Origin of the sequence: Paraburkholderia sp. GAS206C (assembly GCF_050435645.1) — a bacterium.
Lineage (GTDB): Bacteria > Pseudomonadota > Gammaproteobacteria > Burkholderiales > Burkholderiaceae > Paraburkholderia > Paraburkholderia phenazinium_B.
The window spans coordinates 332182-348411 of the sequence record NZ_JBNDKR010000009.1 but is presented as its reverse complement, the minus strand read 5'-3'; the positions used below and the strand labels follow the sequence as shown (position 1 = coordinate 348411).

Below are 16230 nucleotides of genomic sequence, written 5' to 3'. Positions count from 1 at the left end.
GCCTCTTCTCGCGATGCTTCAGGAGACGTCAGGCCGGATGGGAACCAGGTTCAGTACGAGCGCCTCGTTTGTTACGGGTTCTTCCTTGTTATGCGTTACTACGTCAGGCTGCCTTCACGGCGGCCTGCTGCCCGACCTGCGGTGCTGCCTGCTGCGCCGGCGCATTCGCGCTCGCCGGGTTGTTCGGATGTGTGGTCCAGTTGGCGTACTCACCGGCGTCGACGCGTTCCATCGTGATGCACTCGTCAACCGGGCAGACGTGCATGCATAAGTTACACCCAACACACTCGGAGTCCACCACTTCAAAATGCCGTATGCCATCCTTTTCGCGCATGATGGCCTGATGCGCGGTGTCTTCGCAGGCGATATGGCACAGCCCGCACTGGATGCACTTGTCCTGATCGATGCGCGCCTTGATGTCGTACTTGAGATTCAGGTACTTCCAGTCGGTCACGTTGGGCACCGCGCGGCCGCGAATGTCGTCGAGCGTGGCGTAACCTTTTTCGTCCATCCAGTTCGACAGGCCGTCGGCGAGGTCGGAGACAATTCGGAAGCCGTAGTGCATTGCCGCCGTGCAAACCTGCACGCTGCCTGCGCCCAGCACGATAAATTCCGCCGCGTCGCGCCATGTCGAAATGCCGCCGATACCGGAGATCGGCAGATCAGGGGTTTCGGCATCGCGCGCGATTTCGGCCACCATGTTCAGCGCAATCGGTTTGACCGCCGGGCCGCAATAGCCGCCGTGCGTGCCCTTGCCGTCGACAATCGGCATCGGCGCCATCACGTCGAGATCCACGCCCACGATCGAGTTGATCGTATTGATCAGCGAGACGCCGTCCGCGCCGCCCTTGTAGGCCGCGCGCGAACCCATGCGGATGTCGCTGATGTTCGGCGTCAGCTTGACGAGGCACGGCAGCTTCGTGCCTTCCTTGACCCAGCGCGTGACCATCTCCACGTATTCGGGCACCTGCCCCACTGCCGAGCCCATGCCGCGCTCGCTCATGCCGTGCGGGCAGCCGAAATTCAGTTCGACGGCATCGGCGCCGGTGTCTTCGACCAGCGGCAGGATCCATTTCCAGTCGCTTTCGTTGCACGGCACCATCAGCGAGACGATCAGCGCGCGGTCCGGCCAGTCGCGCTTGACCTGGGCGATCTCGCGCAAATTGACGTCGAGCGGACGGTCCGTGATCAGTTCAATATTGTTCAGGCCTGCGATACGTTGGCCGTTCCATTGCACTGCGCCATAGCGCGAGCTGACGTTGACCACATGCGGATCGAGGCCGAGCGTTTTCCAGACCACGCCGCCCCAGCCTGCTTCGAAGGCGCGGTTGACGTTATAGGCTTTGTCGGTCGGCGGCGCGGAGGCGAGCCAGAAGGGGTTCGGCGAAGTGATGCCGGCAATCGTACAACGCAGATCGGCCATGTTCGGCTCCTTGGGACTTTGTTTTATCGTGAGGTCGGGTGAGTGGCTTTGCCAGGCGCAGTGCGCTCGCTTGCGGATCGCTAGGCGGCCTTGACCGCCGTGCGGGCGAAGTGCGCATCGATGGCGGCGGCGGCAAGCTTGCCGTCCTGCACCGCCTGCACAGTCAGATCGACGCCGCCCGTCGCGGCGCAATCGCCACCAGCCCACACATCGGGCAATGAGGTCTGCCCGTTCGCGTCGACGGCGATCCGGCTGCCATCGAGTGTCAGCAGGTCACGCTCCACGCCCACCGCCACCAGCGTCTGACCGATTGCCTTTAACACCATGTCCGCCTCCACAACGAAGCGCTCGCTGCCCTCCGCCGAGTTACGCTCGAACTCCACACCCGTCACGTTGCCGTCACCGCCGATCAGACGAACCGGCTTCGCATGCGTGGTAAGCGTCACCCCCTGGCTCTGCGCAAACTCGCGTTCGGCCCACGTCGCGCTCATCGTCTCCACGCCGCGCCGGTACACCATCGTCACCGTCGTGGCACCCAGCTTGCGGCTTTGCACCGCGGCATCCACCGCCGTATTGCCACCGCCGATCACGACGACGCGGCGGCCCACCGGCACCGTTGCAAGATCGCTCGCCTGACGCACCTGCTCAATGAAATCGACTGCGTCAAGCACACCGCCGAGCGCTTCGCCTTCCAACGCCAACTCGCGCACGCCGGTCAGGCCGATCGCCAGAAACACCGCGTCATGTTGCTTGCGCAGCGCATCGAGACTCAGGTCGCGCCCAAGCGTCACACCGTTTTTGATTTCGATGCCGCCTACCGAGCACAGCCAGGCCACTTCGCGCTGGGCGAAATCGTCGACCGTCTTGTAAGCAGCGATGCCGTATTCGTTAAGACCACCAGGCTTTTCATGCGCGTCGTAAATCGTCACGCGATGCCCCGCCACCGCCAGCCGATGCGCACAGGCCAGCCCCGCCGGACCCGCGCCGACGACGGCCACATGACGCCCGGTGTCGGCCGCGCGCCTGAATAGCACCTCGCCGCGCGCCATCGCCCAATCGGTCGCGTGACGTTGCAGCGCGCCGATCGCCACCGGTTTCTCGTCCTGATGATTGCGCACGCATGCCCCTTCGCACAGGATCTCGGTCGGACAGACCCGCGCGCACATGCCGCCCAACGGATTCGCCGAGAGAATATCGAGGGCCGCGCCTTTCAGATTGCCGTTGCCGATCTTGCGGATAAAACTGGGAATATCGATCTGCGTCGGACACGCCTGAATGCATGGAGCGTCGTAGCAGTAATGGCAGCGGCTCGCCGCCACCGCTGCGGCGGCCGGATCGAGCAAGGGCGAGATATCGGCGAATTCGCATGAAAGCTGCTCGGGCGACAGCCGATGCGGGGCAATGTCGCCGGTTTGCTTGATGGCCATACACGTTCCTTCTTGAATGTGAGGACGTAGCCGTACCCGCCGGCTGCACGCGAGCGCAGTCGGGACGGCTTGTTTTATGGGTGATGCGGTCAGGCCTTTCTAAAGGCGCCAACGCCCGGTTGAAATACGCAGCGCGGCGCCCCCTTCATCCTTCCAAGCTCATGAAGCCGGTTCGCAGGCACGCTCCAGCATGGCGTGCAGCAGCACATTGGCGCCTGCTTCGATCCATTCGAGCGTGGCGTCCTCGATCTCGTTGTGACTGATACCGTCGACGCATGGCACAAACACCATGGAGGTCGGCGCGACCTGCGACAGATAACAGGCGTCGTGTCCCGCACCGGACACCATGTCGCGATGCGGATAGCCGAAGCGCTGCGCGGCGGCGCGCACCGACTTCACGCAGGCCGCGTCGAAAGCGACGGGCTTGTAATAGAAAATCTGCTCGAGCTCGGTTTCGACGCCAATGCCACTCGCGATCTTTTCGACGCCTTCGCGTAGCGCGGCATCCATCTTCGCCAGCACGGCATCGTCAGGATGACGAAAGTCCACGGTGAAAAACACGCGGCCCGGAATCACATTGCGCGAGTTCGGGTGCACCTGCATCATGCCGACGGTCGCACAACCGAACGGCGCGTTGTCGAGCCCGATGCGATTGACGAGATCGACTACCCGTGCTGCGCCGAGCAACGCGTCGCGACGGCGCGGCATTGGCGTCGGGCCCGCGTGCGCTTCCTGGCCGGTCAGCGTGATTTCGTACCAGCGCTGCCCTTGCGCATCGGTCACGACGCCGATCGTCTTATGTTCCGCTTCGAGAATCGGCCCTTGTTCGATATGGAGTTCGAACGCCGCATGCAAGGGCCGGCCGCCGCACGGCACATCGCCTGCATAGCCGATGCGCTTGAGTTCCTCGCCGATCGTCTTGCCATCCACGTCCTTGCGCGACAAGCCGTATTCGAGCGTAAACACGCCGGCAAACACACCAGAAGCGACCATCGCCGGAGCGAAGCGCGAGCCTTCCTCATTGGTCCAGATCACCACTTCGATCGGATGTTCGGTTTCAATGCTGTGATCGTTCAGACTGCGAATCACTTCAAGTCCGCCCAGCACACCATAGATGCCGTCGAAACGCCCGCCGGTGGGTTGCGAATCCGCATGCGAGCCGGTCATGACCGGCAGCGCGTTCGGGTTGCGCCCGGCACGCCGCATGAAGACATTGCCCATCTGATCCACCGTGACCGTGCAGCCCGCCTCTTTGGCCCAGCTTACGATCAGGTCACGCCCCTGCTTGTCGAGATCGGTTAGCGCCAGGCGGCAGACGCCGCCTTTAGGTGTCCCGCCGATTTTCGCCATCGTCATCAGGCTGTCCCACAGACGCTTGCCGTCGACCTTGATCGACGTATCGGGTTCAGCATGCTTTAACGCCTCGGATACCGCGTTCATTCGTCTCGCTCCTTTCGATGAACCGACCTTTCTGCTGCGATCACACATCGCGCCAAATAAAACTGGTGCATTTACGGCTGATTTTAGGGCGTTTTCGCACGGCTGCGGTGCACGTGGATCGCCTTCTCACCCGCACCCGGCAAAGGGCTAACCCTGGGGTATCGCCCGCTCATCCAATCCTGTCCGATTGGACAGGTTGTAGACGATTAACGCCGCCAAATCAATGCTTTTCGTACGTGGGCATATAGAGCGAAAAGCGTGCCATTGCGATGCAGCATGCTGCATTGGCGCGCAGCGAATGAGCGTGTCCAAAATCTTGCGAACGACTAGAATGAAGCGCGACGCGGCATACGAGCCGCGCGAGGCCAACAATGAGACACGACGAAGTGGCAGCCGACATCGCGGGAAACGACGACACCCCCACACCTTTGCGGCGGCGCAAGGCGCACATCCGCGAATCGAACGAGGCCCATCTGCTGGCCTGTGCGGAAGCGGTATTCGCCGAGCGGGGACTGGAAGGCGCCAGCACGGCGATGATTGCAGAACGTGCGGGCTTACCGAAAGCTAACCTGCATTACTACTTCCCTACGAAGCTGGCGTTGTATCGCAGGGTGCTCGAAGATCTGTTCGAAGACTGGCATCGTGCCGCGGATACGTTCGAGGGCAGCGACGATCCAGTCGAAGCGATCAGCGGCTACGTGCGGGTGAAGATGGAGTTGTCGCGGCGGCGGCCACTGGGCTCGAAAGTGTGGGCCAACGAAATCATCCACGGTGCGGAGCATATGCAGGATATTCTCACGCAACGTGTGAAGCCCTGGCTCGAGAGCCGCGTGAAAGTGATCGACGACTGGATCGCACGCGGTCTGCTCGCACCCGTGAGCGCGCAAACCCTCATGTACATGATCTGGGCGACCACTCAGCACTACGCCGACTTCGACGCGCAGATTCTGGCACTCGGCGGCAAACGTGCGCTGACGCAGAAGGCGTTCGAAGCCTCCACCGAGGAAGTGGTGCAACTGGTGATTCGTGCATGCGGTGCGGTATCGCCTGTTGCGAACCGGACTCAACTGTAACGACGTTGTCACGCATGCAAATCCAGGCCGCAACGGACGGCACAGCAACCGCAAGCGAATTCGCCATCTTGCCGGCCACCTCCGCACGCGAGGCGCTGCGAATCGAATACCAGTGGATCAATGCCGAATTGCGCGCGGCGCCGATCGCGTTGTTTCTACATGAAGGACTCGGCTCGATTGCCATGTGGCGCGGCTGGCCGCAACAGCTCTGCGACCAGCTCGGCATGCGTGGTCTCGTCTATTCGCGTCCCGGCTATGGCCACTCGACGCCGCGACCACGCGATACCGTCTGGCCGGTCGATTATCTGAGCATTCAGGCACGCGACGTTTTGCCGGCGTTGCTGGAAGCATTGCGTATCGGGCCCGAAGAACGCGCACGCATGTGGGTGATCGGCCATAGCGACGGCGCTTCGATCGCGCTGCTATACGCCGCTTCGTTTCCGCGCCTGCTGGCAGGCGCTATCTCTATCGCGCCGCATGTGTTCGCGGAAGATATTTCGCTGCAAGGAATCGCCGAGACCAAAGCGGCCTACGAGCACGCCGGCCTGCGCGAGAAGCTCAGTCGCTTTCACGCCGATGTCGATTCGGCGTTCTACGGCTGGAGCGACATCTGGTTGAGTCCAGCTTACAGAACGTGGAGCATTGCCGAGGAATTACGCGCGATCCGCTGCCCGTTGCTTGCAGCACAGGGGCACGACGATCACTACGGCACGATGGCGCACCTCGATACGATCGCCACGTGCGTACCTCAGGCACATCTCCTCAAGCTCGATGCCTGCGGACACTCGCCGCATCGCGACACGCCTGACGCGCTCAACGCGGCGATCGTCGCGTTTGTCAGGTCTGTCGCGACCACGCAAAGTGGTTAATTGCGCAAACATACACAATTACAACTTCTTCCCCAACGTTCATAAATCTTACACAGGTAAGTAGTTATCCTTCGACGGTGCTGAGCCGGGGTGCGTCACCTTGGCCAATGTCCCCCCAATACCGTCAAAGGCCTCCCATGTCTTCCAGGTCTGAGCGAAGCGAGCTTTTCGAATCCCAACCCCCGGGTAAACGTTTGGCGGCAGCACCACGCGCGCGGCTGCACACGTTCGGAAGAGCGGCATTGGCGGCGTCGTTGTGTGCCTGCGTAAGCGTCACTTTGAGCGCATGCAGCAACGACGACGACAAGGCACCTGAAACGGCAACGACGACCTCAGATCAGGTCAACTCCGCGCCGCCCGCGCCCTACGCGATGCCGCAAAACGTTGCCACCCAGGCGGCGCCGGCGGCAGCAGCCGGGCTGCCGCCCAACGCCTTCCAGACACCGCCGCCGACCGCCGCCCAGGTCGGAGCCGCGGCGTCCGACAGTCTTGTAACACCCGTGATTCACACCGTTGATTGAGGTCGTCCGACTCCCCGCGCCGGTTCTACCCGTTTGCTCACCGTCGCGCATATTCCTTCCCTGAAGATCGAAGCCCAACATGACATCAAAAAATCGCCGTGATTTTCTGCGCGCAGCCGCCTCGGCTGCGGGTTCTGCAACCGCGTTGAGCATGCTGCCCCTCGGCATTCGCAACGCACTCGCGATTCCCGCCAACAACGCCAAAGGCAATATCCAGGACGTCGAGCACATCATCATCCTGATGCAGGAAAACCGCGCATTCGACCACTACTTCGGCACGCTGCGCGGCGTGCGCGGCTTTGGCGACACGCGCGCCATCACGCTGCCCACCGGCAACCCGGTGTGGTACCAACCGCTCACCGAAGGCATTACCGCTGACGCGGGCTACGTGCTGCCGTTCCGTCCGAGCGCGCCGAATCTCGGCCTGCAGTTCCTGCAGGATCTGGCGCACGACTGGGACACCACGCACACGGCATGGAACGGTGGCCTGTACAACCAGTGGGTGCCTGCGAAGGGCACCACGACGATGGCGTACATGACGCGCGACGACATTCCGTTCCATTACGCGCTGGCCGACGCATTCACGATTTGCGACGCGTATCACTGCTCGCTGCTGGGACCGACCGACCCGAACCGCTACTACATGTGGACCGGCTGGGTGGGTAACGACGGCAGCGGCGGCGGCCCGGTGATCGACAACTCCGAGCTCGGCTACGGCTGGTCGACGTATCCGGAAGTGCTGCAAAACGCCGGTATTTCGTGGAAGATCTATCAGGACATCGGCACCGGCCTGAACGCGGCCGGTTCGTGGGGCTGGGGCTCCGATGCGTATATCGGCAACTACGGCGACAACTCGCTGCTCTACTTCAACCAGTATCGCAACGCGACGCCGGGCAATCCGCTGTACGACAAGGCGCGCACCGGCACCAACGTGGCAAACGGCGGCACTTACTTCGATATCCTCAAGCAGGATGTGACCAACAATACGCTGCCGCAAGTCTCGTGGATCGTCGCTCCGGAAGCGTATTCCGAGCATCCGAACTGGCCCGCGAACTACGGCGCATGGTACGTCGATCAGGTGCTGCAGGTTCTGACCTCCAACCCGGAGGTGTGGAGCAAAACGGTGCTGCTCATCAACTACGACGAGAACGACGGTTTCTTCGATCACGTGCCGCCCCCGTTCGCACCGGCTTCGAGCGCCAACGGCCTGTCGACTGTCGCCAACACCAACGAGATCTATCTGGGCAACGGCCAATATCCGGCCGGCGAAAATGTAAACGGCCCGTACGGCATGGGTCCGCGCGTGCCGATGATCGTGGTGTCGCCGTGGTCGAAGGGCGGTTATGTGTGCTCGCAAGTGTTCGACCACACGTCGGTGATCCGCTTTATCGAAAAGCGCTTCGGCCACAATCACGACCTCGGCGAATCGAATATCACGCCGTGGCGCCGTGCGGTGTCCGGTGACCTGATGTCGGCATTCAACTTCGTCAATCCGAACGACGCCACGCCGACGCTGCCGAGCACGACTGGCTACGCTCCGCCGGACCAGTTGCGTCATCCGGACTATGTGCCAGTTCCGCCGCTCGTGCAGGCCGTGCCGAAGCAGGAACCTGGCGTGCGCCCGGCGCGCGCACTGCCCTACGAATTCTTCGTGCGGCTGCGCAGCGGCGCATCGCAAGGCAAGATCGCGCTGGGCTTCGTGAACAGCGGACAGGCCGGCGCAGCGTTCCTCGTCTATTCGACCAACAGCAGCACGGCACCGCTGACCTACACCGTCGAAGCGGGCAAGCGCCTTGACGACCAGTTGCCGCTCAACGCCAACGGCACCTACGACTACACCGTGTACGGCCCGAACGGCTATCTGCGCCGCTTCGCCGGCAAGCCCGTGGCAGCGTCGAACTGGTGGAGCAAATCGGAAGTGGCCAATCCGGAAGTGGCTGAAGGCTACGACGTCGCCAACGGCAATCTGCAGTTGCGTCTCGAGAACCAGGGCACGGCACATTGCGAGTTCACTATCACCAATGCGTACGATCCGAGCATGGTGATCCGGCAAAAGGTGGCCGGCGGCAAGACGGACGAGATCTATCTCGACCTGCGCGCCGCTTATGGCTGGTACGACCTGACGGTGACCGTCGATACGGACCCGACCTTCACGCGGCGCCTTGGTGGCCACGTCGAAACGGGACACAGCAGCTTTAGCGATCCGGCATTGGGCGCTTGAGCATCGGATAGCGACGCTTAAATCGCTAACCGTCGAAACACTGCCTGAACTGCGAGACTTCTGCGCAGTCCAGGCAGTTTTATTTTGTCACGCCTCTCAAGCCGCCATCGACGCACACGTCGCGGCCCGCTCACGCTCTTTTGCAAGAAGCGCCTGCACGACGTATTCCGCATCGCGCGCAATTCCCGAGAAGCGGCCCGAGCCCCATGTATGCAACCACGGCAAGCCGACGAAATACAATCCTTCGACCGGCGTCACGCCGCGGTGATGGGCCGGATAACCGCGCCCGTTGAACACCGGCGCATCGATCCAGCTAAAGTCGGGCGTAAAGCCGATACACCAGATGATCGATGTAATACCGCTCGCTGCAAGTTCGAGCGTCGCGCGTTCGTGCGGAGGCTGCCATAAAGGCTCGTAGGGAACGCCTGGCGGCGCACTGATACCATTCTTTTCGATGAAAGCGTCGATGCTTGCATTGATGCGGTTATACGTGTCGTCCGCATCGTCGAGATTGGCCGCGAGATTCGGCTGGAAATGCAACTGCCCATCGCGCAGATCTTCGAGCCGCCCGTATAATTCCATGCCCTCGGCGGCAAAGCGGCGCAAGTCGATATCGCGTCCGCCGTCGCGGCCGGTCACATAGTGATTGGTGTTGTCGCGCACCCCTTCGCGCAACGGATGTTTTTCTACCGGCATATCGTAGTACTGCATATCCGCGAGCCAATCCACCACATCGCGCCCGCGATAAAAGCGTGCGCAGCGCGGCGCCTCGCCTACGGCAAGCACCACCTTGCGGCCGGCCAGATGCAGGTCCTCCGCGATTTGCGCACCGGACTGCCCTGAGCCTACCACCAGCACCGCACCTTCTGGTAGCGCCTGCGGATTGCGATACTCAGACGACTGCAGCTGCACGATCTGCACTGGCAGACGCTCTGCCATGCGTGGCACGATCGGCGTGTGGTAGCCGCCTGAAGCCACCACGACGTGGTCAGCCGTGAAATCACCCTGCGAGGTGGCCACCGCATAGCTGCCATCCTCCTGGCGCTTCACGCGGCTGACCTGCGTGTGCTCGAGCAGCGGTGCATCCACCATCGCAATGAAGCCATCGAGGTACGCGATGATTTCGTCCTTTTTCATGAAGCCATGCGGATCGTCGCCGGAGTACGGGTAGCCTGGCAACGCGCATTGCCAGTTCGGCGTGACGAGGCAGAACGCATCCCAGCGCTGCTTGCGCCAGGTGTGCGTGACGGTCTGCTTTTCGAGCACGAGGTGATCGACGCCGGCCTGCTTCAGGTAATAGCTGACCGACAGGCCCGCCTGCCCGCCGCCAACGACGAGCACGCTGTAATGGCCATTGCCGCGTGGACCCGCGCTCATGGAATGCGCTGTGTTCGACATGATGCGTCCTTGCAAATAATAACGTTCAGACCAGTTCGATGACTTTCACGGTGGCGTCCGCGTGATCGCGAAAGCGCTGCGCGTCGTGTTCGATCTGCGCGAGTTGATCCATCGCTGCCGAGCACGCGAAACCATACTTCTGCCGCACCCGCTCCGAAGCAATGTTGAGCGCCTCACGCGAGCGTTTGACGAAATCGTCGAGCGGATACATATGGCCCGGCGTAAAAAAGTCGCTGACTACCCGTGACGGCGAGTAGCAGTTCGCTTCCTCGCCATCGGGCCATTGAATGCGAAAGTGCATGACAGGCATGGGAATTCCTTTGTGCAAGTGACTTTAGTGCATCGCTAGCGGCTGGCGTGCCAGCCATGCGCGGTAGACGTCGACATGACGGTGCGCGCTCGCGGCCCAGCTAAAGCGGGCGAGCAGCGCGGGTACCGCATGGGTGAAATCGGTGGCATGCTCGCCATTGAGCACGTGCAGCAGCGCTGCGGCAATTGACTTCGTGTCGGTCGGCGTAGCCCAGCAGCAAGTGGCGCTATCGAGGTATTCCGTGAACGGTGCGATCGCCGACGCAACAACCGGCGTGCCGCAGGCGAGCGCCTCCAGGACAACGAGTCCGAAGCCCTCGTGTATCGATACCATCGCCAGCACGTCGGCGCTGCGAAATAACGCGGGCATCGCAGCATCTTCAAGAGGCCCGGTGACGACGATGCTTTCCTGCGGTCCGATAGATAAACCTAGTTCCGCTGCTCGCTGGATAAAGCGCCGCGTGTATGCATCGTGATCGAGCAGACTGGCCCCGCCCGCGACGACCAGTTGCGCCTCGGCAAACACTGTGCGCACTGCGGCAAATGCATGAAGTAGCGCGAGCGTGTTCTTGCGCGCTTCGACGCCACCCACCGCGAGAATCAGCGGGCCTGCTCCGAGTCCGAGTTGCTGCTGCATGACCTCGTCGGCAGACGATGTATATGACGTGAAACGTGTTGGATCGACGCCATTCGGTACTGTGACCGCAGTAATTCCATAACGGCTGAGCATTTCACGCGTCCATGTGTCGCTCACGCACAAAACCTGATCCGCGTCGCGATACGCGCGCTCCTGCCATGCCGCGAGGCGTGGATCGTCGAAGTGATCCAGGTGGTGCACAGTGCGCACGAAACCGCGGATCGCACCTTCTTCCCTGAGTTCCGCCAACGCGTTGCCGCTGATGCTGTCCTCGGCATGCAAGACATCGAACGCGGTCGTGCCGTGCTCAAGCACACTGCGTTTCAAGGCACGAATGCGCGCATCGACCAGCGCTACCGTACCGGCTTGCGACCCGATCACGGGCGCATACACCACACGACAAGGCGGCGTACGAAATAGCATCTCGCCGTTCGTTGCTGGCGCGAACACCGTGACATCGTGGCCCTGCGCGCTGAGTGCGCTCGCGAGTTCGAGCGTATGCACAACGCCGCCGCGCGGATTGACCGAATGCGTCAGCAGCCCGATGCGCAATGTGCCCGTGTTCATTGCAGCACCTGATCCGTCGGGACGATAAACGGCTCACCGCTAAAGTCCCACAACACGGCGGCGTCATCGCCGCGATGCGCAACAACCTCGCGCGTTGCATCCACCGTTCCAATCACGGCGCAATCAAGCGCACGCGCCACGAACTGGGCCTGCACGCGCTCGACGTGTTCTTCGCGCACCGCGAGCAGATAGCCGTAGCTCGGAAACGCGGTAACCCAGCGTGCCAGCGGCACGTCAGCCGGTTTAGGAATTGCATCGAGATCGATACGCGCGCCGACCCGCGAGCATTCGAGCAACATCAATGCCGTACCAAGCGTGCCTGCCATGCTGATGTCTTTGGCCGCGTCGCACAGTCCGCTCTCCGCCAGCCGCGGCAGCAACTCCAGATCGTCTCGCAGACGCGCAGCCGGCGCGCCCACCGAAGCATTCCAGAACGGATACGGTTCTTCGAAGCGGCCACGCAGATCAACCGCCATCAGCAGACGATCGCCGGGACGCGCGTTGAAGCTCGACAGCAGCGCCTTGGCGCGGCCGAGGATCGACACCGCCAGTTGCGCCTGATCGCTGCGTGCATTGGTGTGCCCACCCACAATCGGCACCCCGTACGCCACCGAAGCCGCCGCCATCCCCGTGAGCACCTCATGCGCCGCCTCGATGCCATTGCTCCAGAGCGCGTCCACCACCGCGAGCGGACGGCCGCCCATCGCGTAGATATCGCTGACGTTGACCATCACGCTGCTGTAGCCCGCGAACCACGGCATCGCCTGCACGAAGTCGCTGACCATCCCTTCAATGGCGAACAACAGATAACCGTCACCATCCGGCAAGGCCGCGCAATCGTCGCCCACGGCCACCGCCTGACCGAGATCGCCGGCGCCGCCCGGCAGCTGACGCGCAAGCGACGACACCACGCCGGCAATATCGGTCTTGTGCCGGAAGCCGCGGCTCTCGCGCAAGCTGGCGACGAGATCCGCCACGCTCATGACGCGCTCCGCGATTTCGCAACAAAGCCGCTGCGCGGAGTGGTGCACGGCGGGTAGTGCTCGAGTTGCGCCTGCATCAGATGATGCGGACGTCCAAGCATCGTCTCCTGCGCCAGCGCATCCCAATGCAGCGTCTGAAACATCGGCACATTCTGGCTTTGCACGTGCGCGAGAAACGTCTCGCAACCTAGCGCATGAGCGCTCGTCACGGCAAGCCGTATCAGCGTCGCGCCAATCTTGCCGTGACGTCGAAACGCCGCGTGCACCGCTAGCCGTGAGCCGTACCACACACCTGGCGCCTCCTGATGGATGCGCACCGTGCCCACTACCTGCTCGGGCATTCCCGCAATACAGCTCACCGCCACCAGTTGCTGGGCACGTTCATCGACCTCGTCGCGATCGTCGCCGACAAAGATGCCCTGCTCGATGCAGAACACCGCACGCCGCAGCTTGTAGGCTTCCTCAGCTTCCCACGGCAGCGTGGTCCATTTGATGCGAAATTCGGTCGGCGTGTACAACACCGGTGTGAGATCGAGTTCTTCGGATGCGCCCGCAATCGCTTCGCCAAACATGATCACACCTCGTACGAAGAGAGCGACGAACACGCGCCGCACTTGCCGCAACCCGCCTTGATGTCGCTCGAGCGAAGGCCCGCTTCCGAAAGCATCGCCCCGAGCGGCTGCAGAACCGACTTCATGAATTCAGGCGTAGGCGCCGGATGATCCTCGAGCGGCGTGCCGCTGATCGGCACGAATGGCACCACGAACGGATAGACACCGAGCTCGATGAGCTCGCGCGACATCGTCAGAATGGCTTCAGCCGTATCGCCGAGTCCGGCGAGGATATAAGTGCTGACCTGGCCGCGTCCAAATACGGCCACAGCCGCCTTGAACGACTCCATGTAGCGCGACAGCGGCACGCTCGACTTGCCGGGCATGATGCGTTCGCGCAATGAAGGTGTCACCACTTCGAGATGCATGCCAAGCGTATCGATACCGCTCGCTTTCATGCGGGCGAACCAGCGGTCGTCGTCCGGCGGTTCGCATTGCGCCTGAATCGGCAGATCGACTGCCGCGCGGATCGCAAACGCGCTTTCGCACAGGATCTGCGCGCCGCGGTCGCTGGTGGGCGGCGTGCCGGTGGTCAACACCATATGCTTCACGCCGTCGAGCAGCACGGCCGCGCGCGCCACCTCGGCGAGCTGCTCGGGAGTCTTGCGGGCAATCGTGCGGCCTGCCGCCAACGACTGGCCGATCGCGCAGAACTTGCAGGTCTTGCGACGGCTCTCGTAGCGGATGCAGGTCTGCAGCACCGTGGTCGCCAGCACGTCGGCACTATGCAGCGTGGCGATGTGCGAATACGGCACGCCATCGAGCGTCTGCATGCCATAGAAACGCGGCGCCTTCGGGAAGCTGATATTGGCGATCGGAATCGTGCCGCGCAGCAGCGAACTGGTACCGCTCGCGTCGGCGGGCGCCGCGACGAAGGGAGAATGCCACGCGGTGTTGGTATGCACCGGCACCATGATCGTCACGCCATCCACCGTCACGGCCTTGTGGTCCGACGGCCCAGCGCCGCCGCGCCGGCTGGCGACGCCTGTACCCGGATCGGCGAGCCGCAGGCCCACCGATTGCAACTCAGTCATCAATTGCCGGCTCGCGGCTGGCAGGGTCTCGTTGGCGTTCATCGCGGCATCCAATGGTTGAGTTGAAATCAGTGGCTGTTTCAGGGGCAAAAGCGCTGGCAGAAGCGCCCCATGAAGGCATCGGCGAGACGGTCGTGGCCGGCCGTTCGTTGATCGCGAGGCTCAGCAGTTCGGGCCGCGCGTAGTGGCCCACCGAATCCATCATGCGTTTGCGCTTGGTGATCAGCGCCATGTCGAGATCTGCGATCACCATGCCTTCGCCTTCGCGCAGCGGCGCCGCGAGATGCTGCCCTTCCGGCGAGACGATCGCCGTATTGCAGCCGCCGCGCAGCGCCTTCTGCAGACCCGTGTCGCTGGTGACCGAAGCGATCTGCGCTTCGGTCAGCCATCCCGTCGCGTTGACGACGAAGCAGCCCGACTCCAGTGCGTGATGCCGGATCGTTACTTCGATCTGCTCAGCAAAGATCGGCCCCACCAGCGAGCCCGGAAACTGGCTGCAATGAATCTCCTCATGCTGCGTCATCAGCGCATAGCGCGCGAGCGGGTTGTAGTGCTCCCAGCAAGCGAGCGCACCGACACGCGCATAGGCAGTCTGCACCACCTTCAGCCCTGCCGCATCGCCTTGCCCCCAGATCATCCGTTCGTGAAACGTCGGCGTGATCTTGCGGCGCTTCAGCAGCAACTGGCCGTCCACGTCGAAGATCAGCTGCGTGTTGTAGAGGCTGCCGTGATCGCGCTCGTTGACACCGAGCACAACCACCATGCGATGCAAGCGCGCCCGCTCGGCGACGGCCTGTGTCACAGGCCCCGGCACCACGACCGCCTCTTCGTACAACTTCATGTGATCGGCACCGGAGGCCACCGGCGGCCGCACGAACGAGAAGTACGGGTAATACGGCACGAAGGTCTCAGGAAACACGATCAGTTGCACGCCTTCGCGTGCTGCCTGATCGATTGCTTCGCAGACCTTGTTGAGTGTGCCGTCGCTGCGCTCGAAGTCCGGTGAAATCTGGACCGCGGCGGCACGGACGATGCGTTTTTCAGACATGGTGATGGCCGCCCGTGCTCAGACCGTCCAGGTGTGGATAATCAGCGCGTTGTCCTTACGATGCAGAAGCTGGATGTCGAGCACGTCAAGCGGGCTGATCGGGCGAATGCCTTCGATCAGCGAAGCCTCACCGTGTCCATACAGCGCCTGCAGCGCGAAACGGCACGCATACACCTTGCCGCCCTCTTCCATGAACTTGGTCAACTGCTTGTTGAAGTTCAGATGACCAGGGAAGGCTTCGTCGCCGAGCGTAGGAAAGCCGCGTTGCAAGCCGAGCGTGACGCCTGGCCCGTAGAGCAGCACTGACGTCTCGAAGCCTTTGCGTTGCAAACGGGTGGCCTGCAGCAGGTTGACGAAGCCGATCGAGCCTTCAAAGGCCACCGTGTGAAACGTGACCAGCGCTTTTTCGCCCGGCTCGGCCTTCACATCCTCGAAGACCTTCTCTTCGTAGTCGACGAGGTAATCGCCCTTCTGATGCAGCGGTTTGTTGACGGCAGGCATGGCACTCTCCAATGTGGTTTGCGTGAACGGTAAATGTCGCGTGGTCGCACGGCGCCACAAGACGTCTGCGCCGCGCTTACTAACGCAACGGCCGTGCCATTGAAAGCGTGGGCCGATGCGATCACTTTCCAATCAAACAGACGATCATTCGTTAAGCGCCCCGAAAAA

14 protein-coding genes and 1 pseudogene are annotated in these 16230 nt (G+C 62.3%); 4 read left to right on the top strand and 11 right to left on the bottom strand.

Annotated features, from left to right (window positions below):
- Positions 1-103: 103 nt before the first annotated feature.
- The 3 genes from preA to P3T20_RS26195 form a co-directional block, all read right to left on the bottom strand.
- Positions 104-1423 (bottom strand): NAD-dependent dihydropyrimidine dehydrogenase subunit PreA, encoded by a 1320-nt coding sequence (preA, locus tag P3T20_RS26205; protein ID WP_074264029.1) that lies wholly within the window; start codon positions 1421-1423, stop codon positions 104-106.
- Between the two features lie 80 nt (positions 1424-1503).
- Entirely contained in the window at positions 1504-2850 is a 1347-nt protein-coding gene (locus P3T20_RS26200; RefSeq protein ID WP_429288270.1) for an NAD(P)-dependent oxidoreductase, read from the bottom strand.
- A 159-nt stretch (positions 2851-3009) separates the two neighbouring features.
- Complete coding sequence (locus tag P3T20_RS26195; RefSeq protein ID WP_429288269.1) at positions 3010-4290, bottom strand: Zn-dependent hydrolase; 1281 nt, start codon at positions 4288-4290, stop codon at positions 3010-3012.
- A gap of 331 nt (positions 4291-4621) precedes the next feature.
- Here P3T20_RS26195 and P3T20_RS26190 point away from each other — a divergent pair.
- The 4 genes and pseudogenes from P3T20_RS26190 to P3T20_RS26175 all read left to right on the top strand — a co-directional run bounded on the left by P3T20_RS26190 (position 4622) and on the right by P3T20_RS26175 (position 8974).
- A pseudogene (locus tag P3T20_RS26190) lies at positions 4622-5363 on the top strand (TetR family transcriptional regulator C-terminal domain-containing protein).
- Between the two features lie 14 nt (positions 5364-5377).
- Positions 5378-6232 carry an alpha/beta fold hydrolase gene (locus tag P3T20_RS26185; protein WP_074264025.1) on the top strand — a complete coding sequence of 285 codons (855 nt, stop codon included), beginning with the start codon at positions 5378-5380 and terminating at the stop codon, positions 6230-6232.
- A gap of 278 nt (positions 6233-6510) precedes the next feature.
- Positions 6511-6753, top strand: a complete 243-nt coding sequence (locus P3T20_RS26180) for a hypothetical protein (RefSeq protein WP_143787484.1) — start codon at positions 6511-6513, stop codon at positions 6751-6753.
- Positions 6754-6832: 79 nt separating this feature from the next.
- Positions 6833-8974 carry a phosphocholine-specific phospholipase C gene (locus tag P3T20_RS26175; protein WP_074264024.1) on the top strand — a complete coding sequence of 714 codons (2142 nt, stop codon included), beginning with the start codon at positions 6833-6835 and terminating at the stop codon, positions 8972-8974.
- Positions 8975-9070: 96 nt separating this feature from the next.
- Here the strand turns inward: P3T20_RS26175 and P3T20_RS26170 are convergent, their stop codons facing one another.
- Genes P3T20_RS26170 through P3T20_RS26135 form a run of 8 tightly spaced genes read right to left on the bottom strand, consistent with a single transcriptional unit; the run spans position 9071 to position 16062 of the window.
- On the bottom strand, positions 9071-10372 hold the full coding sequence (locus P3T20_RS26170) for an MSMEG_0569 family flavin-dependent oxidoreductase (protein WP_429288268.1): 1302 nt from the start codon (positions 10370-10372) through the stop codon (positions 9071-9073).
- A gap of 25 nt (positions 10373-10397) precedes the next feature.
- Positions 10398-10682 carry an MSMEG_0570 family nitrogen starvation response protein gene (locus P3T20_RS26165; protein ID WP_429288267.1) on the bottom strand — a complete coding sequence of 95 codons (285 nt, stop codon included), beginning with the start codon at positions 10680-10682 and terminating at the stop codon, positions 10398-10400.
- 24 nt (positions 10683-10706) lie between these two features.
- The gene (locus P3T20_RS26160) at positions 10707-11885 is read right to left on the bottom strand and encodes an MSMEG_0565 family glycosyltransferase (protein ID WP_429288266.1); all 1179 of its coding nucleotides are present in this window, start codon (positions 11883-11885) and stop codon (positions 10707-10709) included.
- Complete coding sequence (locus P3T20_RS26155; RefSeq protein ID WP_429288265.1) at positions 11882-12868, bottom strand: sll0787 family AIR synthase-like protein; 987 nt, start codon at positions 12866-12868, stop codon at positions 11882-11884. Before P3T20_RS26155 ends, P3T20_RS26160 begins: the two co-directional genes overlap by 4 nt.
- Positions 12865-13440 carry an MSMEG_0567/Sll0786 family nitrogen starvation N-acetyltransferase gene (locus tag P3T20_RS26150; protein ID WP_429288264.1) on the bottom strand — a complete coding sequence of 192 codons (576 nt, stop codon included), beginning with the start codon at positions 13438-13440 and terminating at the stop codon, positions 12865-12867. Before P3T20_RS26150 ends, P3T20_RS26155 begins: the two co-directional genes overlap by 4 nt.
- 2 nt (positions 13441-13442) lie before the next feature.
- Entirely contained in the window at positions 13443-14513 is a 1071-nt protein-coding gene (locus tag P3T20_RS26145) for an MSMEG_0568 family radical SAM protein (protein WP_429288326.1), read from the bottom strand.
- Complete coding sequence (locus P3T20_RS26140; protein WP_429288263.1) at positions 14506-15561, bottom strand: Nit6803 family nitrilase; 1056 nt, start codon at positions 15559-15561, stop codon at positions 14506-14508. The genes P3T20_RS26145 and P3T20_RS26140 overlap by 8 nt, the downstream gene beginning before the upstream one ends.
- 18 nt (positions 15562-15579) lie before the next feature.
- Positions 15580-16062, bottom strand: coding sequence for an MSMEG_0572/Sll0783 family nitrogen starvation response protein (locus tag P3T20_RS26135; RefSeq protein ID WP_074264016.1), 483 nt, complete (start codon positions 16060-16062; stop codon positions 15580-15582).
- Positions 16063-16230 lie beyond the last annotated feature (168 nt).

Bases quoted from the DNA above. Each gene is read 5' to 3' on its own strand.
- P3T20_RS26200 (WP_429288270.1), bottom strand. From the start codon at position 2,850: ATGGCCATCAAGCAAACCGGCGACATTGCCCCGCATCGGCTGTCGCCC.
- P3T20_RS26155 (WP_429288265.1), bottom strand. From the start codon at position 12,868: ATGAGCGTGGCGGATCTCGTCGCCAGCTTGCGCGAGAGCCGCGGCTTC.
- P3T20_RS26140 (WP_429288263.1), bottom strand. From the start codon at position 15,561: ATGTCTGAAAAACGCATCGTCCGTGCCGCCGCGGTCCAGATTTCACCG.
- P3T20_RS26195 (WP_429288269.1), bottom strand. From the start codon at position 4,290: ATGAACGCGGTATCCGAGGCGTTAAAGCATGCTGAACCCGATACGTCG.
- P3T20_RS26150 (WP_429288264.1), bottom strand. From the start codon at position 13,440: ATGTTTGGCGAAGCGATTGCGGGCGCATCCGAAGAACTCGATCTCACA.
- P3T20_RS26160 (WP_429288266.1), bottom strand. From the start codon at position 11,885: ATGAACACGGGCACATTGCGCATCGGGCTGCTGACGCATTCGGTCAAT.
- P3T20_RS26135 (WP_074264016.1), bottom strand. From the start codon at position 16,062: ATGCCTGCCGTCAACAAACCGCTGCATCAGAAGGGCGATTACCTCGTC.
- P3T20_RS26145 (WP_429288326.1), bottom strand. From the start codon at position 14,513: ATGACTGAGTTGCAATCGGTGGGCCTGCGGCTCGCCGATCCGGGTACA.
- P3T20_RS26165 (WP_429288267.1), bottom strand. From the start codon at position 10,682: ATGCCTGTCATGCACTTTCGCATTCAATGGCCCGATGGCGAGGAAGCG.
- P3T20_RS26185 (WP_074264025.1), top strand. From the start codon at position 5,378: ATGCAAATCCAGGCCGCAACGGACGGCACAGCAACCGCAAGCGAATTC.
- preA (WP_074264029.1), bottom strand. From the start codon at position 1,423: ATGGCCGATCTGCGTTGTACGATTGCCGGCATCACTTCGCCGAACCCC.
- P3T20_RS26175 (WP_074264024.1), top strand. From the start codon at position 6,833: ATGACATCAAAAAATCGCCGTGATTTTCTGCGCGCAGCCGCCTCGGCT.
- P3T20_RS26170 (WP_429288268.1), bottom strand. From the start codon at position 10,372: ATGTCGAACACAGCGCATTCCATGAGCGCGGGTCCACGCGGCAATGGC.